General features: G+C 72.6%; 18 protein-coding genes. 9 read left to right on the forward strand and 9 right to left on the reverse strand.

Going from position 1 to position 23,092, the window contains the following annotated elements:
* Window positions 1–42 precede the first annotated feature (42 nt).
* Both ACGFYH_RS21760 and ACGFYH_RS21765 read right to left on the reverse strand, forming a co-directional pair.
* Window positions 43–966, reverse strand: a complete 924-nt coding sequence (locus ACGFYH_RS21760) for a class I SAM-dependent methyltransferase (RefSeq protein WP_393804799.1) — start codon at window positions 964–966, stop codon at window positions 43–45.
* Between the two features lie 160 nt (window positions 967–1,126).
* Window positions 1,127–2,863 carry a glycoside hydrolase family 6 protein gene (locus ACGFYH_RS21765; RefSeq protein ID WP_393804800.1) on the reverse strand — a complete coding sequence of 579 codons (1,737 nt, stop codon included), beginning with the start codon at window positions 2,861–2,863 and terminating at the stop codon, window positions 1,127–1,129.
* 509 nt (window positions 2,864–3,372) lie between these two features.
* Between ACGFYH_RS21765 and ACGFYH_RS21770 the strand changes: the two genes are divergently transcribed.
* Both ACGFYH_RS21770 and ACGFYH_RS21775 read left to right on the forward strand, forming a co-directional pair.
* Window positions 3,373–6,294, forward strand: coding sequence for a glycoside hydrolase family 48 protein (locus ACGFYH_RS21770; RefSeq protein ID WP_393804801.1), 2,922 nt, complete (start codon window positions 3,373–3,375; stop codon window positions 6,292–6,294).
* Between the two features lie 248 nt (window positions 6,295–6,542).
* Window positions 6,543–9,209, forward strand: coding sequence for a cellulose binding domain-containing protein (locus ACGFYH_RS21775; protein WP_393804802.1), 2,667 nt, complete (start codon window positions 6,543–6,545; stop codon window positions 9,207–9,209).
* Window positions 9,210–9,698: 489 nt separating this feature from the next.
* Here ACGFYH_RS21775 and ACGFYH_RS21780 read toward each other — a convergent pair whose 3' ends face one another.
* The 3 genes from ACGFYH_RS21780 to ACGFYH_RS21790 all read right to left on the reverse strand — a co-directional run bounded on the left by ACGFYH_RS21780 (window position 9,699) and on the right by ACGFYH_RS21790 (window position 12,700).
* Window positions 9,699–11,573 (reverse strand): rhamnogalacturonan lyase, encoded by a 1,875-nt coding sequence (locus ACGFYH_RS21780; protein ID WP_393804803.1) that lies wholly within the window; start codon window positions 11,571–11,573, stop codon window positions 9,699–9,701.
* A gap of 76 nt (window positions 11,574–11,649) precedes the next feature.
* On the reverse strand, window positions 11,650–12,390 hold the full coding sequence (locus ACGFYH_RS21785; protein WP_393804804.1) for a class I SAM-dependent methyltransferase: 741 nt from the start codon (window positions 12,388–12,390) through the stop codon (window positions 11,650–11,652).
* Window positions 12,391–12,394: 4 nt separating this feature from the next.
* Entirely contained in the window at window positions 12,395–12,700 is a 306-nt protein-coding gene (locus ACGFYH_RS21790; protein WP_393804805.1) for a 4a-hydroxytetrahydrobiopterin dehydratase, read from the reverse strand.
* Window positions 12,701–13,027: 327 nt separating this feature from the next.
* Here ACGFYH_RS21790 and ACGFYH_RS21795 point away from each other — a divergent pair, with 327 nt between their 5' ends.
* The 3 genes from ACGFYH_RS21795 (at window position 13,028) to ACGFYH_RS21805 (ending at window position 15,270) form a co-directional block, all read left to right on the forward strand.
* Window positions 13,028–13,867, forward strand: a complete 840-nt coding sequence (locus ACGFYH_RS21795; protein WP_393804806.1) for a helix-turn-helix domain-containing protein — start codon at window positions 13,028–13,030, stop codon at window positions 13,865–13,867.
* A 284-nt stretch (window positions 13,868–14,151) separates the two neighbouring features.
* Entirely contained in the window at window positions 14,152–15,015 is an 864-nt protein-coding gene (locus ACGFYH_RS21800; RefSeq protein WP_393804807.1) for a helix-turn-helix domain-containing protein, read from the forward strand.
* A 141-nt stretch (window positions 15,016–15,156) separates the two neighbouring features.
* A complete protein-coding gene (locus tag ACGFYH_RS21805) occupies window positions 15,157–15,270 on the forward strand; it encodes a respiratory nitrate reductase subunit gamma (protein WP_393804808.1) in 114 nt (37 codons plus the stop codon).
* Between the two features lie 184 nt (window positions 15,271–15,454).
* On the opposite strand, the gene ACGFYH_RS21810 is transcribed toward ACGFYH_RS21805, so the two are convergent.
* Complete coding sequence (locus ACGFYH_RS21810) at window positions 15,455–15,604, reverse strand: hypothetical protein (protein WP_393804809.1); 150 nt, start codon at window positions 15,602–15,604, stop codon at window positions 15,455–15,457.
* A gap of 264 nt (window positions 15,605–15,868) precedes the next feature.
* Here ACGFYH_RS21810 and ACGFYH_RS21815 point away from each other — a divergent pair, with 264 nt between their 5' ends.
* Complete coding sequence (locus tag ACGFYH_RS21815) at window positions 15,869–17,362, forward strand: hypothetical protein (RefSeq protein WP_393804810.1); 1,494 nt, start codon at window positions 15,869–15,871, stop codon at window positions 17,360–17,362.
* A gap of 61 nt (window positions 17,363–17,423) precedes the next feature.
* Window positions 17,424–18,113 carry a hypothetical protein gene (locus tag ACGFYH_RS21820; protein ID WP_393804811.1) on the forward strand — a complete coding sequence of 230 codons (690 nt, stop codon included), beginning with the start codon at window positions 17,424–17,426 and terminating at the stop codon, window positions 18,111–18,113.
* A 119-nt stretch (window positions 18,114–18,232) separates the two neighbouring features.
* On the opposite strand, the gene ACGFYH_RS21825 is transcribed toward ACGFYH_RS21820, so the two are convergent.
* The 3 genes from ACGFYH_RS21825 to ACGFYH_RS21835 form a co-directional block, all read right to left on the reverse strand.
* On the reverse strand, window positions 18,233–18,658 hold the full coding sequence (locus tag ACGFYH_RS21825; protein ID WP_393804812.1) for an OsmC family peroxiredoxin: 426 nt from the start codon (window positions 18,656–18,658) through the stop codon (window positions 18,233–18,235).
* A 250-nt stretch (window positions 18,659–18,908) separates the two neighbouring features.
* A complete protein-coding gene (locus tag ACGFYH_RS21830; protein ID WP_393804813.1) occupies window positions 18,909–21,053 on the reverse strand; it encodes an alkaline phosphatase family protein in 2,145 nt (714 codons plus the stop codon).
* A gap of 116 nt (window positions 21,054–21,169) precedes the next feature.
* Window positions 21,170–21,571, reverse strand: coding sequence for a hypothetical protein (locus ACGFYH_RS21835; protein WP_393804899.1), 402 nt, complete (start codon window positions 21,569–21,571; stop codon window positions 21,170–21,172).
* Between the two features lie 95 nt (window positions 21,572–21,666).
* On the opposite strand from ACGFYH_RS21835, the gene ACGFYH_RS21840 reads away from it, so the two are divergent.
* Both ACGFYH_RS21840 and ACGFYH_RS21845 read left to right on the forward strand, forming a co-directional pair.
* Window positions 21,667–22,440: an MBL fold metallo-hydrolase gene (locus tag ACGFYH_RS21840; RefSeq protein WP_393804814.1), complete on the forward strand. Its 774-nt coding sequence runs from the start codon at window positions 21,667–21,669 to the stop codon at window positions 22,438–22,440.
* Window positions 22,437–23,063 (forward strand): DedA family protein, encoded by a 627-nt coding sequence (locus ACGFYH_RS21845; protein WP_393804815.1) that lies wholly within the window; start codon window positions 22,437–22,439, stop codon window positions 23,061–23,063. Before ACGFYH_RS21840 ends, ACGFYH_RS21845 begins: the two co-directional genes overlap by 4 nt.
* Window positions 23,064–23,092 lie beyond the last annotated feature (29 nt).

Here is a 23,092-nt window from a genome sequence, read left to right on the forward strand (position 1 = left end):
TCGAAGTCAAGTGCCCGCGTCGGACCCGGCGACGGCCCGGCGTCAGAGCGGCCGTACCGCCGTGTAGACGGTGTGCGCCACCAGCACGAACACGTCCTGGCGCCGGTGCACGCTCGCCTCGTCCGCGGGGTCGAGCAGCCGGTCCAGGGTGGCGCGGTCCTCGGTGTCGAGGCGCTCGCCGATCCGCTCGCGCAGCCGGGACAGGGAGGTGGTGACGTGGTCGCGGGCCGCGTCGGAGGCGGGCGCGGGCAGGTCGAGCAGGAAGCTGCGGGTGCCGGTGTGCTTCAGTCCCGCGGCGGTCAGCATCGCGGGCCAGTCCTCGGTCTCGGCCACGGAGTCCGGCAGGTCCGCGCGCATCTCGGCGAACGCGTCCTCCTCCGCGGCGCGGATCCTGGCCTGGAGCCCGGGGCGCCCGATCCCGATGTCGCGGGGCAGGAACCGGGCGGGCAGGCCGCCCTCCAGGATCGCCAGCGTGCCGCCGGGTGCGAGGTGCCCGCCGAGGGCGGCGAGCGCGGCGCGCTGGTCGGCGAGGTGGTGCAGGCTCTGGCCGGCCCACATCAGATCGGCGGGGTAGTCCAGCTCGGCCAGCGCGCCGGGCAGGTCTCCGGCGAGGGTGTCGAAGCGGTCGGCGACACCGAGCCGGTCGGCACGGGCGCGGGCCAGCTCCAGCAGTGGTCCGGCGCCGTCGGCGGCGACGACGCGTGCGCCGGGGAAGGTGTCGGCGAAGAGGCAGGAGACGACGCCGGGGCCGCTGCCGACGTCCACGACGAGGCCGGGTTCGGTCACCTCACGCGCCAGCCAGGTCAGGGCCTGCCGGTACAGGGGCGTGTACAGCTCGGCCTGCGCCTCCAGCAGCGGGGCCATCCCGGCCCAGTCGATGTCACCGTGGTCGTGCATGTGCCGGTGTCCGTGGCCGTGCTCGTGGCCGGGCCCGTGCGTGTCGTGGTGATGGTCGTCATGTGCCATGTCGTCAGCCTCCCGTTCGCGGTGCCGTCAGAGTGCGACGACTCACCGTTCCGGGGCAACCGACATTGCCGGTTCCGCAAAAAGGGGAGGGAACACCGGGGCCCGGCCCGCGAGGACCGGACCCCGACGGCTCACCCGCGCATCCCGCGCGGAATCCCGCTCACGACAGGGGCGGGTAGGCGTTCTTCATGAGCTCCTGGAACTGCGCGGAGAACCAGTGCCCGGACACCGGGGCGTTCGGCAGTGCGCCGGAGGGGCTGTTGCCGTTGCGGGCGTTGCCCCCGTAGGTGGGGTCGCACATCCGGTCGAAGCCCTTGCCCTCGTCGTTGTCGATCAGCTCGCTCGCGCCGTCGGACTCGCCCGGGGGCTTCATCCAGACGTACGCGTCGATCCCGGCGGCGGGGCTGGCCTGCGGACGCTCGCCGAGGCCGGCTCCGGACTGGTTGCACCAGTTGCCGGGGTGGATGCGCCGGTCGAAGCGCCCGCCGTCGACGTAGGCGTCGACGCTGGTCCGCGGTCCGGGTCCGGCGGGCCGGGCCGAGCCGCCCCAGCCGTTGCGGGAGGTGTCGATCAGCATGCCGATGCCGGAGTCGAAGCCCTTGGAGACCAGCTCGTTCCGGAAGCCCTGGGCGAAGGACAGCTCGTCCACGTACCGGTTCCAGTCGACCCAGCCCGACTGGCGCACGGAGGTGCCGTTGACACTGTCGCCGATCCCGAAGTTCTCCTCCTTCAGGGCGCTGTAGTTGGCGGTGTTGGTGATGAAGCCGTGCACGTCGCCGACGGTGGCGCCCTCGGCGGTCGCGGCCTCCTTGATCACGTCGGCGCTGGCGCCGAAGTTGTCGTCCCAGCCGATCCAGCCGTGGTGGCCCGCGTCGATGTAGTTGTAGACGTTGGGCACGTCACCCAGTTGGCTCAGGGCGTAGCCCACGCCCTTCACGTAGTTGCCGTTGGCCTTCATCGTGTCGCAGGCGGGAACGGCCGTGGCGCGGCTGCCGGTGTTGGTCACGAGGTTGGGCAGCGAGTCGATCTCGACGGTGGTGACGATCCGCAGCGCGGCGTACTTGGAGTCGCCGAGGATCTCCTTGATCGGGTCGATGTACTCGGTCTTGTACCGGTCGATCTCCGTCGGGCCCAGCTCGCCGTTGGAGGCGAGGGCGGAGCAGTCGCGTCCGGGCAGGTTGTAGATGACCAGCTGGACGACCATCTCGCCGGAGCCCTTCTGCTCCAGCGCGGCGTCCAGGTGGTCGCGCAGGCCCATGCCGCCGTCGACGCCCTCGATGGCGGCGGTCCGGTCGAGCCACACGCCGGTCGGCTGGTCGGCGACGCGGTCGCCGCCGGGCTCGGCGGCCGCATTCTCGGCCCACTCGGGGTTCACGTAGACCTGGGCGCCGTCATAGGGGTTGTCCACCCGGTCGGACGGGTCGGTGGGGTCGGTCGGATCCGTCGGGTCGGTGGGGTCCGTCGGGTCGGTCGGGCCTCCGTCGACGTTGCAGGTCACGCCGTTGAGGGTGAAGGTGGCCGGGATCGCGTTGCTGCCGCTGTAGGTGGCCTGGAAGCCGAAGCTCGCCGAACCCCCCGTTGGCAGCGTTCCGTTGTAGGACTCGTTGGCCGCGGTGACGGCGGCACCGCTCTGACTGACCTTCGCGTTCCAGCCGTTGGTGACCTTCTGGCTGCCGGCGTACGTCCACCCCAGCGACCAGCTGGACGTGGCGGCACCGTTGTTGACGACGGTCACGGCAGCGGTGAAGCCGCTTCCCCAGTCGTTCTGCACCTTGTAGTCGACGGTACAGGCGGCCGCCGCGGCTCCGGCGCTCGCGGAATGCGCGGCCAGGGCCGTGCCGGAGGCGCCGGCGACCAGCGTCAGGGCAGCGAGCATCGCGGTTCTGGTACGGGTCATGAGTGCGGGTTCCTTCTTTCGTGGGGTGCGGGTGCTGTCGTCCGGAGCCGCGCGTCCGTCGGCGCGGCCCACTGCCGATCGGCATGGGGGTGCCCGGGTGATCGGAGATCAGGAACGGCCCGCGGGCACGGTGGAATCGCCCGGGGGAGGTGCGAGCCGGCACGCCGGCCGAGGAAGCGTCGGACAGGCCGCGGCTGCGGCTAAAAGTCCTGAACGCGGGGGTGGAGCGGGGGGTGTCGCATGAGCGACTCCTTGCAGTTCGGGCGCGCCGTCTCGGACGCGTCGACTGATGGAACCGCTCCCACTGGTGCAGCGAAGGTAGCGCCAAGTGACGGCAAAGAACAGAGGAGTTACCGACTTTCTCCCGGCCGGACCCGTCGAATCTTTTCGACTCTTCACACATCTTGACCGCACAGGGCGCTCTCCCCACTATGGGAGCGCTCCCACTGGTTCAAGGCTTGTTGCTCCTCCCTCACCCCCTCCCCGAGCCGCAAGGAGGAACCAGCACCATGCACTCAGGACACAGACGCAGACGCCGCACCGCGCGGCGATGGTGGACCGCCGCACTGGCGGCGCTCGCACTGCCCCTCACGATGCTGGGCACAGGTTCGACTCCGGCCCAGGCGGCCGCACTTCAGTGCGGCGTGGACTACAAGACCAACGACTGGGGCGCCGGCTTCACCGCGGAGCTGACGCTGACCAACCACGGCTCGGACGCCATCGACGGCTGGACGCTGACGTACTCGTACGCGGGCAACCAGAAGCTGACGAACGGCTGGAACGGCGCCTGGTCCCAGTCCGGCCGGAACGTCACCGTGAAGAACGCCCCGTACAACGCGCGGATCGCCGCCGGCGCCGCAGTCTCCACCGGCGGGCAGTTCACGTACAGCGGCAGCAACGCCGCGCCGACGGACTTCGCGGTCAACGGCACCTCCTGCACCGGCGCCCACCAGCCGCCGATCACCGTGCTGACCAGCCCGGAGGCGGGTGCGGTGTACTCGCGGGGCGAGGCGGTGCCGCTGGCGGCCACGGCGGCCGCGGCCGACGGGGCCACCATCGGCAAGGTGGAGTTCTACGACGACGACACTCTGCTGGGCACCGACACCAGTTCGCCCTACACGTACTCCGCCTCCGGCTTGACCGTGGGCAGTCATTCCCTGGTGGCGAAGGCCTACGACAGCCTGGGCGCCTCCGCGGACTCGACACCGGTCGGCATCACGGTCGCCTCCGGACCGACCGTGGTCGCGTCTCCCGGGCAACTGGGCGTCCAGCAGGGCGAGTCGGGGACGTACGAGGTCAGGCTGTCGAAGCAGCCGACCGCGAACGTGACCGTCACGACGTCTCGCGTGAGCGGCAACACCGGCCTCACCGCCACCGGTGGGGCGAGCCTCACCTTCACCCCGTCGAACTGGGACACCGCCCAGCGGGTGACCGTCTCGGCCGACGCCTCCGGCACCGGCTCGGCGGTCTTCGAGTCGACGGCACCCGGCCACGGCAAGGCCACGGTCACCGTGACCCAGCTGGCCGCCGCGAAGGACTACGACGCCCGCTTCCTTGAGCTGTACGGCAAGATCACCGACCCGGCGAACGGCTACTTCTCACCCGAGGGCATCCCGTACCACTCGGTCGAGACACTGATCGTCGAGGCGCCGGACCACGGACACGAGACCACGTCCGAGGCGTACAGCTACCTGCTGTGGCTCCAGGCCATGTACGGCAAGGTGACCGGCGACTGGGCGAAGTTCAACAACGCCTGGGAGATCATGGAGACCTACATGATCCCCACCCACGCCGACCAGCCGACCAACTCGGCCTACAACGCCTCGAAGCCGGCGACGTACGCGCCCGAGCTGGACACGCCGAACGAGTACCCGGCGCCGCTGGACGGCACCGTGCCGGTCGGCCCGGACCCGATCGCCGGTGAGCTGAAGTCGGCGTACGGCACGGACGACGTCTACGGCATGCACTGGCTCCAGGACGTCGACAACACCTACGGCTACGGCAACTCGCCCGGCAAATGCGAGGCGGGGCCCTCGGACACCGGCCCGTCGTACATCAACACCTTCCAGCGCGGCGCACAGGAGTCGGTGTGGGAGACGGTTCCGCAGCCGACCTGCGACGCCTTCAAGTACGGCGGCACCAACGGCTACCTGGACCTCTTCACCGGTGACGCCTCCTACGCCAAGCAGTGGAAGTTCACCAACGCCCCGGACGCCGACGCGCGAGCCGTGCAGGCCGCCTACTGGGCGGACATCTGGGCCGGGGAGCAGGGCAGGAGCGACGAGATCTCCGCGACGCTCGACAAGGCCGCGAAGATGGGCGACTACCTGCGCTACGCCATGTTCGACAAGTACTTCAAGAAGATCGGCAACTGCGTGGGACCGGCGAGCTGCCCGGCCGGCACCGGCAAGGACTCCTCGCACTACCTGCTGTCCTGGTACTACGCCTGGGGCGGTGCGGTGGACACCTCGGCGGGCTGGGCCTGGCGCATCGGCTCCAGCCACACCCACGGCGGTTACCAGAACCCGCTGGCCGCGTACGCGCTGAGCACCGACGCCGACCTGAAGCCGAAGTCGGCGACCGGCGCGTCGGACTGGGCCAAGTCCCTCGGCCGGCAGGTGGAGTTCTACCGCTGGCTGCAGTCCGACGAAGGCGCCATCGCGGGCGGCGCCACCAACAGCTGGGCGGGCCGCTACGCGACACCGCCGGCCGGCACGCCGACCTTCTACGGCATGTACTACGACGAGAAGCCGGTCTACCACGACCCGCCGTCCAACCAGTGGTTCGGTTTCCAGGCGTGGTCCATGGAGCGGGTCGCCGAGTACTACCAGCAGAGCGGTGACGCCGACGCGAAGGCGGTGCTGGACAAGTGGGTGGACTGGGCGCTGTCCGAGACGACCGTCAACCCGGACGGCACCTTCCGGATTCCGTCGACGCTCCAGTGGTCGGGGCAGCCGGACACCTGGAACGCCTCGTCGCCCGGTGACAACGGCGGCCTGCACGTCACGGTCGCGGACTACACCGACGACGTCGGCGTGGCGGCGGCGTACGCCAAGACCCTGACGTACTACGCCGACCGCTCGGGCGACACGGAGGCGGCCTCGACCGCCAAGGCACTGCTCGACGGCATGTGGGAGAACGACCAGGACGCGCTCGGCATCGCCGTCCCGGAGACCCGCGCCGACTACAACCGGTTCGACGACGGGATATACGTCCCGAGCGGCTGGAGCGGCACCATGCCGAACGGCGACACGATCGACGCTTCGTCGACCTTCGCCTCGATCCGCTCCTTCTACCAGGACGACCCGGCGTGGTCGAAGATCGAGAGCTATCTCCAGGGCGGCGCCGCGCCCACGTTCACGTACCACCGGTTCTGGGCCCAGGCGGACATAGCCCTCGCCATGGGCTCGTACGCGGAGCTGCTCGAATAGCCCCCGCTGGGCGCTCCGCGGGACGGGCGGTTCCTCTGCTGCGGGGCCGGTGCGTGGCCGGCCGCGCAGTTCCCCGCGCCCCTTCGGGGGCGCGGGGGGACCGCTTCCTTCCCGGTGGCGCCTGACGGCTCCGCGTGCTCGGTCTCGTCACCGGACGACGGGACCACTCGACCGGGCGGCCCCGACCACGCCGGGGCCGCCCGGTCCTCGCATGCGCTCTCCTCCTGACGGAAGGACGGTTCCCCACTGTGCGAAGAACCCGGATCCTCACCGTGCTGCTGGCCCTCGCGGCGGGCCTCCTGACGGGCGGCCCGCCCACCGCGCTGGCCGCCGACGCACCGCAGGCGGCCGTCACCGCCGACACCTACACGTGGAAGAACGCCCGCATCGACGGGGGCGGCTTCGTCCCCGGCATCGTCTTCAGCCGCGCCGAGAAGGACCTGGCCTACGCCCGCACCGACATCGGCGGCGCCTACCGCTGGCAGGAGGCGTCCCACACCTGGACCCCGCTGCTGGACCATGTCGGCTGGGACGACTGGGGCCACACGGGCGTGGTCAGCGTCGCCTCCGACTCGGTCGACCCCGACCGGGTGTACGCGGCGGTCGGCACGTACACCAACGACTGGGACCCGGAGAACGGCGCGGTGCTGCGCTCCGCCGACCGGGGCGCGACCTGGGAGAAGACGGACCTGCCGTTCAAGCTGGGCGGCAACATGCCGGGCCGCGGCATGGGCGAGCGCCTGGCCGTCGACCCGCACGACAACGACGTGCTCTACCTGGGCGCCCCCAGCGGCCACGGCCTGTGGCGGTCCACCGACGCGGGCGTCACCTGGTCCGAGGTGACGGCCTTCCCGAACCCCGGCGACTACGCGCAGGACCCCGGCGACACGTCCGGCTACGCCTCCGACAACCAGGGCATCACCTGGGTCGCCTTCGACGAGTCCACGGGCGGCGCGGGCACGGCCACGAGGACGGTCTACGTCGGGGTCGCCGACAAGGAGAACGCGGTCTACCGCTCGACGGACGCGGGCGCGACCTGGGAGCGGATCGCCGGCCAGCCCACGGGCTACCTGGCCCACAAGGGCGTGCTGGACACCGAGAACGGATACCTGTACCTCGCCTACAGCGACACGGGCGGCCCGTACGACGGCGGCAAGGGCCGGCTCTACCGGTACGCGACGGCGACGGGCACCTGGACGGACGTCAGCCCGGTCGCGGAGGCGGACACCTCCTACGGCTTCAGCGGCCTGACGGTCGACCGGCAGCATCCGGGGACGGTGATGGCGACCGCGTACAGCTCCTGGTGGCCGGACACGCAGATCTTCCGCTCGACGGACAGCGGCGGCACCTGGACGCGGGCATGGAGCTACACGTCGTATCCCGACCGCGTGAACCGCTACACGATGGACGTGTCGTCGTCCCCGTGGCTCACCTGGGGCGCGAACCCGACGCCGCCCGAGCAGACACCGAAGCTGGGCTGGATGACGGAGGCTCTGGAGATCGACCCGTTCGACCCGGACCGGATGATGTACGGGACGGGCGCCACGGTCTACGGCACGGAGAACCTCACGAACTGGGACGACGAGGGCGGCGTCTTCGCGATCGAGCCCATGGTCCGGGGCCTGGAGGAGACGGCGGTCAACGACCTGGCCTCGCCCCCGTCGGGCGCCCCGCTGCTCAGTGCGCTGGGTGACATCGGCGGCTTCCGCCACACGAGCCTGACCGAGGTCCCCTCGATGATGTACACCTCGCCGAACTTCACCTCCACCACGAGCCTGGACTTCGCGGAGAGGAACCCGGACACGGTGGTCCGGGCCGGCAACCTCGACTCGGGGCCGCACATCGCGTTCTCCACGGACAACGGAGCCCATTGGTTCGGCGGCACCGACCCGTCCGGGGTGAGCGGCGGCGGCACGGTCGCGGCGGGCGCGGACGGCGGCCGCTTCGTGTGGAGCCCCGAAGGCGCCGGCGTGCAGCACACCACCGGTTTCGGCACGTCCTGGCAGGCCTCCACCGGCATCCCGGCCGGCGCGGTCGTCGAGTCCGACCGCGTGGACCCCGCCACCTTCTACGGCTTCAAGTCCGGGAAGTTCTACGTCAGCAGGGACGGCGGTGCGACCTTCACGGCCTCGGCGGCGACCGGCCTGCCCGCCGGCGACAGCGTCCGCTTCAAGGCGCTGCCGGGCGGGGAGGGGGACATCTGGCTGGCCGGCGGGGCGGCGGACGGCCCGTACGGGCTGTGGCGCTCCACGGACGGCGGAGCGGCCTTCACCAAGCTGCCGAACGTCGACGCGGCCGACACCGTCGGCTTCGGCAAGGCGGCCCCGGACGCCTCCTACCAGACCCTCTTCACCAGCGCGGAGATCGACGGCGTCCGCGGCATCTTCCGCTCCACCGACGAGGGCGCGACCTGGACCCGCGTCAACGACGACGCCCACCAGTGGGGCTGGACCGGTGCCGCGATCACCGGTGATCCGCGGGTGTACGGCCGGGTGTACGTGGCGACCAACGGCCGCGGGGTGGTCTACGGCGACACGGCGGGCGGCGACGGCGGCACCGACCCCGGGCCGGACCCCGGCCCGGCACCCACCGGCGCCTGCGAGGTGACGTACACGATCACGAACCAGTGGCCGGGCGGCTTCCAGGCGGACGTGCGGCTCACCAACACCGGCGCGTCGGCCTGGAACGGCTGGTCCCTCGGCTGGTCGTTCGCGGGCGGCCAGGAGGTGGCCCGGATGTGGAACGCCGAGCACACCCAGTCGGGTACGACGGTGACGGCGGGGAACGCCGCCTGGAACGCCACGGTCGCACCCGGCGCCTCGGTGAGCTTCGGCTTCACGGGGAGCCGGTCGGGTACGAACGCGGCACCGTCCGTGTTCGAGCTGGCCGGCCGGACGTGCTCGGTCGCTACTTGACCTGTCCTGTGAAGACGGCCGTCTCCGACTCGTAGCGGGGACGACCCCGGTCCGGACGAGCTTCTCGCCCTTCGGCATCTCGCAGCCCCACGGCACGTTGACCGGCCGTCGGGCGAGAAGCCCGGTCTCGGGCCCGCCTGCGGGATACGCCTCGCTCCGGACGGGCCGGCCTCGGCATCGGACCCGTGGGTGACCGACTCGTCCGGCGCGTGGACGCCGTCACCGGCGCCCTCGGAGGCCGCACCGGTCTCCTCGGGGGCCGGGCCGGATTCCTCGGGGACCGGGGCGGTCTCCTCCTCGGCCACGGCGGTGTCGCCCTCGCTCGTGCCGCCGTCTCGGCGCCGGTGGGCGCGTGGGCGGTGGTGTGGTGGTGTTACTCATGCTCCCCGGGGGGGCGACGCAGGTGCGTGTCGCATCATCTCCCCGGGAGGTCCTCATGTGGAGATTACGTGGTGAAACTGCCGCACTGATCGTCGGGCCGGGCCCGTGTCACGGTGTGTGCACCGACGGCCTCGGGGCCGTGGCCATGCCGTCGCCGAGGAAGAAGCTCGGATGCGGGGGCTGGTTGTAGGCGGTGTTCTGCCAGGCCAGAGCGGTGCGGTACTGGGTGTCGTGGAGCAGGGTCGTGATGCGGGTGCTCGTGTCGTACGGGGTGGAGTAGATGCGCAGGGCGGTGTTGTTCGACGTGCGCCAGACGACCTCCTCGCGCCAGTCGCCGAGGATGTCGCCGGCCAGGACCGGGGTGGCCTTGGTGCCGTTGCCGGAGGCCACGCCGGAGCCGGTGAGCAGGCGGGTGTCGCCCGAGGTGCCGTACTTGTCGATGCGGGTGCCGTCGAGGAGTTCGCGGACCGGATCGCCGTCCCACCAGGTCAGGAAGTTGGCGCTGGAGGGCTTGCGGCTGTTCACGACCGCGCCCCTGGGGTTGCGGATGCCGCTCTCGGCGGACGACCAGGACTCGGCGCCCGCGCTGCCCGACCAGATGTCGCCGGAGACGCCCCGGCCGTTGTCGCCGCTCGCGCCGGTGGACCAGATGATGCGGCCCGTGCGGGCGTCCGCCATCCAGGACGAGGGCTTGGAGCCGTCCTCGTCGACCTTGAACTCCTCCAGGCCGGCGCGCGACGGGTCGAGGTCACCGACGTGCATGGCGTCGCCGTGGCCGTTCCTCGTGGTCCACAGGGCGTAGCCGTTGTCGTCCACGGCCATGGCGCCGTAGACGATCTCGTCCCTGCCGTCGCCGTCGACGTCCGCGACGGACAACTGGTGGTTGCCCTGGCCGTCGTAGCCCTTGCCGCTGTTGGTGGAGGAGTTGGTGTCGAAGGTCCAGCGGCGGGTGAACCGGCCGTCCCGCCAGTCCCAGGCGGCGATCACCGTGCGCGTGTAGTAGCCGCGCGCCATGATCAGGGAGGGGCGGGAGCCGTCCAGGTACGCGGTGCCCGCCAGGAAGCGGTCGACGCGGTTGCCGTAGGAGTCGCCCCAGGAGGCGACCGATCCCCGGGCGGGGACGTAGTCCACGGTGCCCATGGCCTTGCCGGTCCGGCCGTTGAACATGGTCAGGTACTCGGGGCCGGACAGGACGTAGCCGGAGGAGTTGCGGTGGTCGGCCGAGGGACCGCCGATCACCGCGCCGGTGCCGTCCTTGGTGCCGTCGGCGGTCTTCATGGCGACCTCGGCCTCGCCGTCGCCGTCGTAGTCGTACACCTGGAACTGGGTGTAGTGGGCGCCGGAGCGGATGTTGCGGCCCAGGTCGACGCGCCACAGGCGGGTGCCGTCGAGGGTGATCCCGTCGACGACCGTGTTGCCGGTGTAGCCGGACTGCGAGTTGTCCTTGGCGTTGGTCGGCTGCCACTTGAGGACGATGTCGAGCGCGCCGTCGCCGTCGAGGTCGCCGACGGAGGCGTCGTTGGCCTCGTAGGTGTAGGAGACGCCGTCTGGGGTCGTGCCGCCCGGCGGCGGGCTGATCGGGACGTCCTTGTAGCCGGCCCGGAACTGGATCGCGTGGACCGAGTCGCCCTGCTCCGTGCCGTTCACGACGGCGCGGACGGTGTAGTCGGCCTGGGAGGGCGCACCGGGGTGGAAGTACGTGGTGGAGCCGGTGATCGGCCCGGCGTTGACCTTCGTGCCGGCCCGGTAGACGTTGAACGCGACGTCGTCCGGGTCGGTGCCCAGCCAGCGCCAGCTGACCAGGTTGCCGTCGCCGGTGTGGACGCTGACGACGCCCCGGTCGAGGGCCTCGACCTGGCGTGCGGTGGCGGCCTCGGCGGTGCCGGGGGCCAGCGTCGTCAGACCCGCGCCGACGAGCGCGGCGGCGGCGAGTGCGGCGGCCGGGGCGAGCGGGCGTCTGCGGTACGTGTGGGGGTGCCTCACGGGACGAACCTCCTGGAGGACGGATGGGTTCCGCCTCTCAGTCGCCGCCCGGGGCGGCCGGGTTGCCGCTCACCGCCTACGACTTCGTGAACGCCGCGAGGGTGAAGACGGGGTCGGGCCGGGGCCGGTCCTGGTCCGGCAGGGCGGCGAGCCGGGCGGCGAACTCCTCCGCGAGCGGCTCGCCCGGCGGCAGTGTGACGAACCAGCCGCGCCGCAGGTCCGCGATTGTCCGGCGGGGGCTGCGGCCCTGGCCGTGGCCGGTGAAGCGGGCCCGTCCCGCGGGGAGCAGGCCCTGCTCGCGGGCGTACGACTCGACGAGGCGGGCGGCGTCGTGGGCGGTGCTGGGCGGACGAGTGGCGAGCACGGCATCGATGTCACTGCCCACGTTGTGCGAGGCGCCCTTGTCGACCGTGGTCACGTACACCCCGCCGGGCCGCAGCACGCGGGCGCACTCACCGACGATCGCCCGCGCATGGTCGCCGCCCCCGGCGAGATGCAGCAGCCACACGCTGGTGACGGCGTCGAACTCCTGCGGCCGGAAGGGCAGTCGGCGGCTGTCGGCCAGCACGACGGCTCCGGGCAGCCGGGCGGCCGCGCGTCCGGCCATGGCGGGAGCGAGGTCGACGCCCACCACTCGGACGCCCTGGCGTGCGGCGGCGAGGCGCCGGGTGACGATGCCGGTGCCGCAGGCCACGTCGAGCAGAAGACGGGACCGCGGCGGCACCAGGCTCAGCACGGCCTCCGCGGCGGCCGCGGCCCGGGGCTCACCGCCGCGGGAGTCGTCGTAGCGTTCCGCTTCCTTGTCGTAGTCGAGCACACCGTCAGTGTGCCCCGTGACCGGCGGCCAGGTCCTCCACCCTGCGGGCGAGCTCGATGTCCTTCTCGGTGACCGCGCCGCCCGCACTGTGGGTGTGCACGGCGAGGGCGACCGTGTGGTAGCCGAGGGTCAGATCGGAGTGGTGGTCGAGTTCCTCCTGCACCTGGGCGATGTGGACGACCATCGCGGTCGCGGCGAAGTGCGAGCCGAGCCGGTAGGAGCGGGTGAGGCGGCCCGCGTCGAGGGACCAGCCGGGGAGCCCGGCCAGCCGCTCCTCGATCTCCTGCGGCGACAGCGGTTCGACGGGCATGGGCTGCGCTCCTCTGCTGACGGTTCCCGACGGGCGGGCTCCGGTGGTCGGGTCAGGTGGACGGGGCCGATGGACGGGTCCGGTGGACGGGTCCGGTGGACGGGGCCGGTGGACGGGTCCGGTGGACGGGGCCGGTGGACGGGTCCGGTGGACGGGGCCCGGCGGACAGTCCGAGGCACGGGGTCCGATGGGCGGGCCCCCTTCAGCCTGCCACAGCACGGCCACCGGAGCCCTGGTCGAGAGGGCTGGTCAGGCGGTCCGATCGGGAGGGTCGGCCGGGAGGCACGGCACCCCCGGCGCGGCCCGCCGTCGACTACCGTTCGGCCCATGACCGCACTCGTGTCCGGCACCGTCCCCACCGACCGGGGCGTGGGCCCGCTGCTGCGGGCCTGGCGGGTGCGGCGGCGGGTCAGCCAGCTGGAACTGGCGCTGCGCGCCGACTCCTCCGCCCGCCACATCAGCTTCGTCGAGACGGGCCGCTCCCGGCCGAGCGAGGAGATGGTGCTGCGCCTCGCCGAGCACCTGGACGTCCCCGTCCGGGAACGCAACGCGCTGCTGCTCGCGGCCGGTTACGCCCCGCACTACCCCGAGACACCGCTGGACGCCCCCGCACTGGGCGCGGTGCGCGAGGGCGTGGAGCGGTTGATCCGGGGCTACGAACCGTATCCGGCGCTGGTCGTCGACGCGACGTACCGGGTGCTGGCGGCCAACCGGGGGATCACGATGCTGACGGAGGGCGTCGCGGAGCATCTGCTCGCGCCGCCGCTCAACGCGATGCGGCTGACCCTGCACCCTGAGGGCCTGGCGCCCCGCATCCGCAACCTGCGCGAGTGGCGCGGGCACCTGCTGGAGCAGATGGGGCGGCAGATCGCCCTGCACCGCTCGGAGCCGCTGCGGGAGCTGCACGACGAGGTGGCGGCCTATCCCCTGCCGGAGCCCTGGCGGGAGGGCGCGGCCGGCACCGCGCCGGCCGAGGAGCCGGAGGAGCCGGCGCCGTACTTCGCGCTGCCGCTGCGGATCGAGCACGGGGGCCGGGTCCTGTCGTTCGTCTCGTCCATCTCCACCTTCAACACCCCGATGGACGTGACGGTCGCCGAACTGGCCGTCGAGACACTCCTCCCGGCCGATCCGGCGACGGCCGAGTACCTGCGCGCGTCGCTGCCCTGACTTTGCCTCAGGGCGAGGAACCGAAGCAGCGCGCATCCGGTGACCGCGGCGCCCGGAGCACCGTCCGCACCACCCCGGCCGTGCCGGGCGTGCCGACCGTCCTGGGCGTGCTGGGCGTGCCGGCCGTGCGCCGGACCGGTACCCGGTGGCTCCACGGTCCCGCTCCGGGCCTCAACGGTCGACTACCCGGCAGGTAGTGCGTTTGATCCACGAACACCCCTGTGAGACTGACAGAGGAACATGACAGACTGCGGTGTGACTTGGGCGCGTTGGGGAGGCGTGGCGTGAGCGAGCGGCGGGCCGCACCCACCGTGGGCCAGGTGGTCCTCGGCAGACGGCTGCAGGAACTGCGGGAGACAGCGGGCCTCAAGCGCGAGGAGGCCGCCAAGGTGCTCCGCGTGGCCCCGGCGACGGTGCGGCGCATGGAGACGGCCGAGGTCGCGCTGAAAATACCGTATGTCCAGCTCCTGCTGACGGCGTACGGCGTCGCCGCGGACGAGGTCTCCGCGTTCGTCGCACTCGCCGAGGAGGCGAATCAGCCGGGCTGGTGGCAGCGGTACCACGACGTGCTGCCGGACTGGTTCAGCATGTACGTGAGTCTGGAGGGCGCGGCGCGGATCGTCCGTTCCTACGAGCCGCACTTCGTGCCGGGGCTGCTGCAGACCGAGGACTACGCCCGCTCGGTCCTGGAGGCCGGGACGATCGGCAACGCGGGCGGGGACGCGGTGGAGCGGCACGTGTCCCTGCGCATGGAGCGGCAGCGGCTGCTGGAGCGCCCGGACCCTCCCCACCTGTGGGTGGTGATGGACGAGACGGTGCTGCGGCGCCCGGTGAGCATCCACGGGCGGGTGATGCGCGAGCAGCTCGACAAGCTGCTGGAGTTCGCGGCCCGGGACCGGGTGACGTTGCAGGTCGCCGAGTTCGAGGACGGGCCGCACCCCGGGACGTACGCGCCGTTCACGCTGTTCCGGTTCGCGGAGCCGGAGCTGCCCGACATGGTCTTCACCGAGTACCTGACGGGCGCGCTGTACCTGGACTCCCGGGCCGAGGTCTCGGCGCACCTGGAGGTCCTGGACCACATGACGGCACGCGCCGCCTCGACCCAGCGCACCGAGAAGGTTCTGCGCGCGTACCGCGAGAGCTTCTGATCGGGCGACGACCCGGCGACCCGCCACCGAGGCCGCGAGGAGACGACACCGCACGACCAACACCGACAACTACCAACGACCAACGACCCGATCGTCCTCGGGCACGCCGGGGCACTGCCGCACGGCTCGGAGACGGAGCCGATGGAAGGTGTTCCGGTGCCGTACCACGTGCACGCGGTGGTCGGGACGGTGCTGATCGCCCTGGCGCCGTACACCCGTCTGGTACGCGTGTCAGCGCGCCGCCGCGGTACCTGACCCGGTCCTACGTCGTCCACCGGTCGCGCGGCCCCGGGCAGCCGGGGCCGCGCCCGGACCGGCGGGGCCGGGAGCGGGCGGGCGGGGCTGGGAGCGTACGGGCGGCCGAGCGGCCCGAGCGACGGGCCGTGACCCGGCCGCTCCGTCGACCGCCGCGCGCGGACGCCTCCTCGGGTCCCACCGGCTATTGCGGCCTGCGGAAGGCGTCCACCGCCTTCTCCAGCCGGCGCCGCAGCGGTGTGCCGCGCCACATCCGCGACCACTGGTGCAGACGCCCCAGCGTGTATCCGACGGCGACGGGCGTCGCCGCTTCCAGGTACTCCCAGTACCGCATGAGATCCTCCGATGTCCCGGTCACTCCCCAGGGCCATGCCTCGTGCACCGCCCGGCAACAACACTGCTGCTGTGCGCGCCAGTTGGCCGGAGACCCGGCGGAAGAATTCCGGAACCGCCCCCGACCTGCCAGAACGCGGCTTCGGCGGCCGGGCTGGAAGCGGGCTGGCAGTCGGCCGGCGGCACGTCCACGCATATACGGTGCCGCGTCCCACCGACTGCGCTAACCTCCCGGGCAGGCCCGGGCACGGCGAACGGGGGGGCCTTGTCGTCCATCGACCACGGTTCGGAACATCTGCAGGAGCTGACGCGCCTGGCCGACGAGCAGGCGACCAGACCCGTCATCGAGGACTGTCTGCATCTGCTCGCCCTGCTGCCCGCGGCCTCGGTGCCGACGGCGGACACTCCCCTGAACCGTGCCCGCGCCTTCTACAGCCTTCTGAAGGACATCGTCCAGGAGGCACAGACCGCCTATGACGACCGGCGGCGAAGTGAAGAGGTCCGCAACACCCTCGCGGTGGGCGCTCTGTTCGGCCTGGTCACCTGGACACCGGACCAGTCACCGGGCCGGTGGGCCTCCGGTTCCAGCGGCAACCGGGACGTACGTCAGGGCATCGCCGGCGAGTGGCTGCACCCGGACCCGAAGTCGAAGCTGACGCCCCGTACCGTCAGAGAGCGCAAAACGACCCTGCTCAAGCTGTTCCAGCACACGCTGTACGACCACGCGGAGCGGATCGACGCCGCGGCGCGGTCGCGTCCCTGGGCCGCGGGAACCACGGCTCACGACGGCCCGGGACCGCTGCCGGACTCGGAGCCGGAGCCGGTTCGAGGGCTGCGGTCCGACGCGTCGTCCGCCGGTGCCGCGCCGGAAGAGGCCGGGGACGTGCCGGCGCGGCGGCACGGCGCACGGCGCCCGTGGCCGGTGTCCCGCAGCGTCACGGGCACCGGTGTCTCGGTGCTGCTTCTGGCAGCGGCCGCGCTGGTGACGTGGTGGGCGCTGTCCTCCGACGAACCGGCGGGCGAACCGGTCTCCGTGGACGATGTCGTCACCTCCGGCCAGGCGGCGAGCTTCGTCCTGCCGCTCCGCCTGGACCTGACGCCGGGCCAGCTCGACCAGATCAACCACGACCAGTTCTGGCGCGGGGGCGGCGACGCGAAGACGAAGACGTTCTCGTCCTGGCTCGACCGGAACCGGGGAGTCCAGGCGGAGAACGCCCGCGTCGACGTCACCCTCAGCGGGGCGGCGGCCAAGACCGTGCGGATCACGCGCATCGACGTCGAGAAGCGCGACTGCCGGGACCCGGCGGGAGGCGGAACCCTCTTCTACGCCCCGGTCGGCGGCTCCGGGGAGGACGAGAACATCAGCCTGGCCTACGACCTGGACGCGCAGACCCTCTTCGCCGCGGACGCCGAGGGGCAGGACTACTTCGCCCGGAAGTCCGTCGTCCTGGCCCCCGGGGAGACCGAGACGCTCAGCCTGTACGTCATAACACGCCGCCAGGACTGCCGGTACTCGTTCCTGCTGCGCGTCGTGGTGCCGGGTGAGAAGGAGCCGGTCGTACAGCGCGTTCCGGAGCAGGGTCCCCCCTTCCGGCTCACCGCACTGGCCGAGGGAGCCGACCCGTCCCACCCCTACTCCGCCTACCGGGCGTTGTACGTGGGCGGCGCCGCCTCCCCGGCCGCCGGCGCCTTCGTCCGGGCCGGCCCTCGGGCCTTCACCGGCGATCCGGCGACACTCGCCGGAGCCGTCTCACCGTGACCTTGCGGTCTTCCGGCCTTCACGCGCACCCCGAGACTCCGAGCCGTTCGAGGAGAGGCAGATGACGAACCGGTCCGCACGGCGGGGAACACTCCTCACCGTGGTGACGGCCGTGGCCGCCCTCCTGTTCGCGGGCGGCGCCTGGTGGCTTTACGGCACCGCTGGGCCGTCGAAACCCGGTGAGCCGGACGGCAGGCGGGAGGGGCGCCCTCTCGACCTGTCCGGGTACGACTGGGCCAACGCGACCATCCCGGGCGGCCTGTGCAGGCACCGGGGCGGCATCAGGCTCCGGGACGGGACGGCGACCGGGGTGTCCTCGACGTTCGACCGGCCCGAGCCCGACATGCCCCAGGACGTGGGGGCCTTCACCAACGAGGTGGTCTACGGGGACCTCACGGGGGACGGCGCCTGGGAGGCGGCCCTGCCCGTGCTCTGTGCCAATCACGACTCCACCGCCGCGGGGCAACGGGCCATGGGCGTCCTGGTGTTCGACGGTGCGGCCGGGCGGCTCCGCCTGATCGGCACCCTCGTCGGCCAGCAGCCCCGGCTCGGTGAACCGCCCAACCTCCTCCGGGTCGAGAAGATCACCCGTGGCGGGATCACGGTCACCGAGCAGTTCTACGGCGCGGACGACGCCAACTGCTGCCCGACCGGGCTGGCGCGCAGCACCTGGACCTACACCGGGGGCGGGCTCGCCCCCTCCGGGAGCACGGTGCTTTCGTCGCCGTCGCCGGCACCACCGCTCGGCTGAGACACGCGCCGCTCGTTCCCCCCGCCGGGGTGTCCACGGCATCGGCGTCGCGGCACCGGTTCGGGGTGTCGACGCCGGGGCGCGAGGGAGCACTGGCGGGGGGGGCCTCGCGGCCGGGGTCAGGCGAGCTTCGCCGACAGGGTGATGGTCGTTCCGGTGAGGGCCTGGCTGACCGGGCAGTTCTTCTTGGCGTCCTCGGCGGCGGCGGCGAACGCGTCGTTGTCGATGCCCGGGACGGTGCCCTCCACGGTGAGGTGGATGCCCTTGATGCCCTCACCCTGCTGGAAGGTGACGTCGGCGGAGGTGGTGAGCTTGGTGGGCGGGGTGCCGGCGCCGGCCAGGCCGTGCGACAGCGCCATGGAGAAGCAGCTGGAGTGGGCGGCGGCGATCAACTCCTCGGGGCTGGTCTTGCCGTTGGCCTGCTCGGCGCGCGACGGCCACGACACCGGCTGCGCGCCGATGCCGGACGAGTCGAAGGTGACGACGCCGCTGCCCTCGAGCAGGTTGCCTTCCCAGACGGTGTGTGCGGAGCGCGTGGTTGCCACGGCGGATCCTTTCCGGATTCCCTTGCGGTACTGGGGTGGTGGGAGCCCGTGCCCGGGTTCCTCACCCCCATCCGATCACACTCCGGTCCGGCTCACCCGGAAGACCGGTCTCCGTGCGGGACGCGCTGCCGCCGGGCCGCCGTGACCACGTGGACCGGCACGCCCGCCATGAGGGACAGCGCACCCTGGTGGACCGCCGCGCAGCGGGCGCCCACGCCCGTGTCCGGGCACGGTCCGGTGTCGTTCCCCCTCAGGCGCTTCTGTCCTGTACGAACCCGTCCGCGACGGGGAAAGGCGCGCCTTCGACGGCGTTCGGCCGTGGAGCGTCGTCCCCCTCCACGGGCACCTGCGGGCCGTTCGACTCGCGCAGCCAGCGGCGGAGCACCCGGTGGATCCGCTCGGCGCCGACGATCTCCTCGCCCCGGCCGGCCGGTGCGGACAGCACGACCGGTGACAGCAGGAAGGCACGCGACTGGGCACCGCCGAGCCCGCCGTGCGAGCCGATCTGCTCCTCGAAGGCGAGGACTTCCCCGTCGGCCGGGTCGTGGAAGGAGTTGACCATGATGTCGGCGGTGTGCGGGAAGGAGTGCGTGCGGCGTACGGCGTCGGCGGCGCCGGGCCCGAAGGGGGCGAGCGGCCCGGAGTCCTCGTCGAGCCGGTCCAGGGGCACCTCGGCGCCGCGCGCGCCGAGCACGACACCGCCGTGTTCCTCGCTGCGCACCAGCAGGAAGCCGACGCCGGGGTGGTTGGCGAGGGTCGGCAGCAGGGCGGGGTGGCGGGCGTCGATCTCCTCCCTGGTCATCCGGTGCGGCACGTCCGGGAAGGAGACCAGGCCCAGGTTGCCGGAGGCCAGCACGATCGGTTCGGTGCCGCGTCCGGAGGGGGTGTCGGCGGGCCGCTGCTGTCCGGCGCCCTCCTCGACCGGGCGGTGCAGGGCGGCCCGCACGGTGTTGCGGGCCTCGGCGCCGCTGCGGGTGCGCTGGGCGCGGCGCGGCACGGGCAGTCCGCAGCCGGCCCGCACCAGGTCGCCCAGGGTCAGGCCGTAGCGGGCGCGGAAGGTCTCGCCGGGGCTCTGGCCGTGGTCGGACAGGACGACGATCCGGTACGAGCGCGGGGCGTGGTCGGCGACGTTCTCGATCAGCGCGAGGGCCCGGTCGAGCCGTCGCAGAACCTTGGCGGCGTCCCGGCCGCCCGGCCCGGAGTGGTGCGCCACCTCGTCGTAGGCCACCAGGTCGGCGTAGACGGCGGTACGGCCCGCGAGCATGTCGCCCATCACCGCGGCGACCACTACGTCGCGTTCGACGACGGTCGCGAAGGCGCGGACGAAGGGGTAGAGGCCGCCGCGGGAGACCCGCGGGCGGACCTTGTGCACGCGGGCGCGGGTGGACTGGCCGATCTCGCGGAACACCTCGGCGACGAAGGACATCGCGGTGCGCACGGCGTTGGCCGGGTCGGAGAAGTAGGCGAAGTAGCCGGACCTGGAGCGGGTCTCACGGCTGCGGCGGCGGGTGGCTATGGACAGCACGAGGGCCTGTTCGTCGGCGCCGCCGCCGAACAGGTTGCCGCGGCTGGCGCCGTCGAAGCTGAGCAGTCCGCCGTCACCGGTGCGCCGGACGGCGCGGTGCTGGAGTTCGGCGGCGCTGGTCGGGCGGTTGCAGACCATGACCTCGCCGCTGTCCTTCTCGTACCAGCGGAACGCGGGGACGTCGTGGTTGCTGCCGTGCAGGATGCCGAGCTGGCTGGCACCGGTCTGGCTGGACCAGTCGGTGTGCCACAGGTCGAGCCGATGGGTCGCGGAGGCGCCGTCGCGGCCGAGCCAGCGGGCGACGGTGGGCAGGGTGCCGCTGTCGACGGCGTCCCTGAGGACGTCGTGGCCGACGCCGTCCAGCTGCAGGAAGACGGTGCCGGGGCCGGGCGGGCACGGTGGCCCCGATCCGCGGCGGCGGTCGGCGAGGCGGTACAGCCGGCGCCGGTAGGCGTCGTCGTCGCGCACGGCGAGGGCACCGCCGGTGGCGGAGGCGACGGCGGACATGACGGCGGCCACCACGACCGCCGTCTCGGGGGCGACACCGCCGCTCCCGGCCGGGTTCACGTCGATGGCGAGCAGCAGCAGTCCGCCGTTGAGGAAGAAGACCAGCAGCCCGAGGACGAGCGCCGGCACCAGGAGCAGCAGGCGGACCATCAGGGGCCACGCCAGCGCGGAGAGCAGGCCGAAGGCGCCGGCGCCGACCGCGGCGGTCACGGCGATGTCGGTGGCGCTGTCACCGTCCGGCGACTGGAGCCGGAAGTCCGGCAGGATGCCGGCCAGCACGAGCATGGTGAGGGTGGACACGGCCCACACGGTGGCACTCCGCCCGATCTGACTGGCGACCCGGCGCCAACGGCCTCCACCCACGCTCCGCACACCTCACGTCCCCGGCCCGTCGTCCGTGCGGGCCGTCCCCACCCTGCCACAACGCTCCGGAGTGCCCGTTTGTCCCCCCGGGTCCGCTTCACACCGCACGGCGGCGGTCAGCGGCCGTCGTATCCCGCCGTCGGCATCGACAGCCTGCGGTGCACGCACGCCTTCATCCGGGCGTCGTAGGACGGTTCCGCGTGGCCGACGGTCTCGACGCGGACGCCGCGCCGCGCGCACTCCGCGGTGAACTCCTCCACGGAGGACAGCGCGCTCTCCAGCACCCGGTGGCTGGGGGCCACGAACAGGTCGTGCCCGGGACGCACTCCGTCCCACAGGGCGCCGTGGTCGTGCCGCAGGCCGCGCACCAGCAGTTCCCTGGCGACGACGTAGCCGTGCTCAGCGGCCCAGCGGGCGCACATGGCGTGCTGGCTGCGGGAGTCGACCAGGAAGGGGTCGTCGTCCAGCTGTTCCAACGGCGTCAGACTCGCGATCGCCGTCACCCGCACCGGCCTCATGGTGTCCCCCCTCACCTCCCGTCACCTCCCCGTTTTCGCCGCCGACCCTACTCCTGGACGTAGGCTTCGGGCAGTCGCGCGAAGGAGGCAAAGGAGTGCCGGTGGAGCTCACGTGGTGGGGACACGCCACCTGCACGGTCGAGGATTCGGACATCCGGGTGCTCACCGATCCCCTGTTCGTCCGCCGGCTGGCCCATCTGCGCCGCAGGCGGGGCGCGGTGCCGCCGCCGGACGCGTGGCGCGCGGACGTGGTACTGGTGTCCCATCTGCACGCCGACCACCTGCATGTGCCGTCCCTCGCGCGGCTCGCGCCGGGCACGCGCCTGCTCGTGCCCCGGGGCGCACGACGGGCGGTGCCGGGGCTGCGCCGGCTCCGGCACCTGGACGTGGGCGAGGTGTCGCCGGGTGAGGTGACGGACGTCGGTGACCTGCGTGTACGGGCCGTGCCGGCCCGGCACGATGGGCGGCGGCTGCCGGTCGGACGGCACCGTGTGCCCGCGCTCGGCTATGTCGTCGAAGGCGAGGCCCGGACGTACTTCGCCGGGGACACCGACCTGTTCGACGGTATGGAGAAGGAAGTCGGACCGGTCGACGCGGCGCTGCTGCCGGTGGGCGGCTGGGGCCCGTACCTGGGTGCGGAGCACCTGGACGCGGGGCGGGCGGCCGAGGCGCTGGCCCGGCTGGCGCCGCGCGTCGCGGTGCCGGTGCACTACGGCACGTACTGGCCGATCGGGATGGCCGCCGTGCGCCCCCACGAGTTCCACACGCCGGGCGAGGAGTTCGTGCGCCTGTCGGCGCTGCGCGCGCCGGGGGTGGCGGTGCACCGGCTGGGGCACGGCGAGAGTGTGCGGGTGGAGGTCGCGCGGTGAGCTGGCTCGGCGCTGCGGCGGTGAGCATTCCGACGGCGCCGGCGCAGCAGGCGTTCGGCTATCCGTCCCTGTTCCTGTTGGTGCTGTTCGGAGCCCTGGTGCCGGTGGTGCCGACGGGCGCACTGGTCAGTTCGGCGGCGGTGGTGGCGATGCACCAGACGCTGCCGTTCGCGATGCTGATGGTGTTCGCGACGGCGTCGCTGGCCGCGTTCTGCGGGGACATGGCGCTGTACTGGCTGGGCAGTCGCGGGGTCGGCTCGAAGAACGGCTCGCGCTGGCTGGAGGCCATCCGGTCGCGGGCGCCGGAGGACCGGCTGGAGCAGGCGCGGGACAAGCTCACCGAGCACGACGTCGCCGTGCTGGTGCTCTCCCGGCTGGTGCCGGCCGGCCGGATACCGGTGATGCTCGCCTGCCTGCTGGCCGAGTGGCCGCTGCGCCGTTTCGCCCGGGGCAACCTGCCGGCCTGCCTGGCCTGGGCGGTGACGTACCAGCTGATCGGGATTCTCAGCGGGGCGCTGTTCAGCAGGCCGTGGGAGGGTGTGGCCGCGGCGATCGCACTCACCGTGCTGGTCAGCACGGCACCGGGCGTGTGGCGACGGTTCCGGGGACCGGCGAAGGCGTAGGCCGCCGGCGGTCGGCCGGGGAGCCCCGG

Origin of the sequence: Streptomyces sp. NPDC048392, from assembly GCF_043200575.1 — a bacterium.
GTDB lineage: Bacteria > Actinomycetota > Actinomycetes > Streptomycetales > Streptomycetaceae > Streptomyces.

What these genes read in the sequence shown, in the direction of transcription:
- ACGFYH_RS21760 (WP_393804799.1), bottom strand. Translation starts at nt 966, where the DNA reads ATGGCACATGACGACCATCACCACGACACGCACGGGCCCGGCCACGAG.
- ACGFYH_RS21765 (WP_393804800.1), bottom strand. Translation starts at nt 2,863, where the DNA reads ATGACCCGTACCAGAACCGCGATGCTCGCTGCCCTGACGCTGGTCGCC.
- ACGFYH_RS21770 (WP_393804801.1), top strand. Translation starts at nt 3,373, where the DNA reads ATGCACTCAGGACACAGACGCAGACGCCGCACCGCGCGGCGATGGTGG.
- ACGFYH_RS21790 (WP_393804805.1), bottom strand. Translation starts at nt 12,700, where the DNA reads ATGCCCGTCGAACCGCTGTCGCCGCAGGAGATCGAGGAGCGGCTGGCC.
- ACGFYH_RS21795 (WP_393804806.1), top strand. Translation starts at nt 13,028, where the DNA reads ATGACCGCACTCGTGTCCGGCACCGTCCCCACCGACCGGGGCGTGGGC.
- ACGFYH_RS21805 (WP_393804808.1), top strand. Translation starts at nt 15,157, where the DNA reads ATGGAAGGTGTTCCGGTGCCGTACCACGTGCACGCGGTGGTCGGGACG.
- ACGFYH_RS21810 (WP_393804809.1), bottom strand. Translation starts at nt 15,604, where the DNA reads ATGCGGTACTGGGAGTACCTGGAAGCGGCGACGCCCGTCGCCGTCGGA.
- ACGFYH_RS21820 (WP_393804811.1), top strand. Translation starts at nt 17,424, where the DNA reads ATGACGAACCGGTCCGCACGGCGGGGAACACTCCTCACCGTGGTGACG.
- ACGFYH_RS21835 (WP_393804899.1), bottom strand. Translation starts at nt 21,571, where the DNA reads ATGAGGCCGGTGCGGGTGACGGCGATCGCGAGTCTGACGCCGTTGGAA.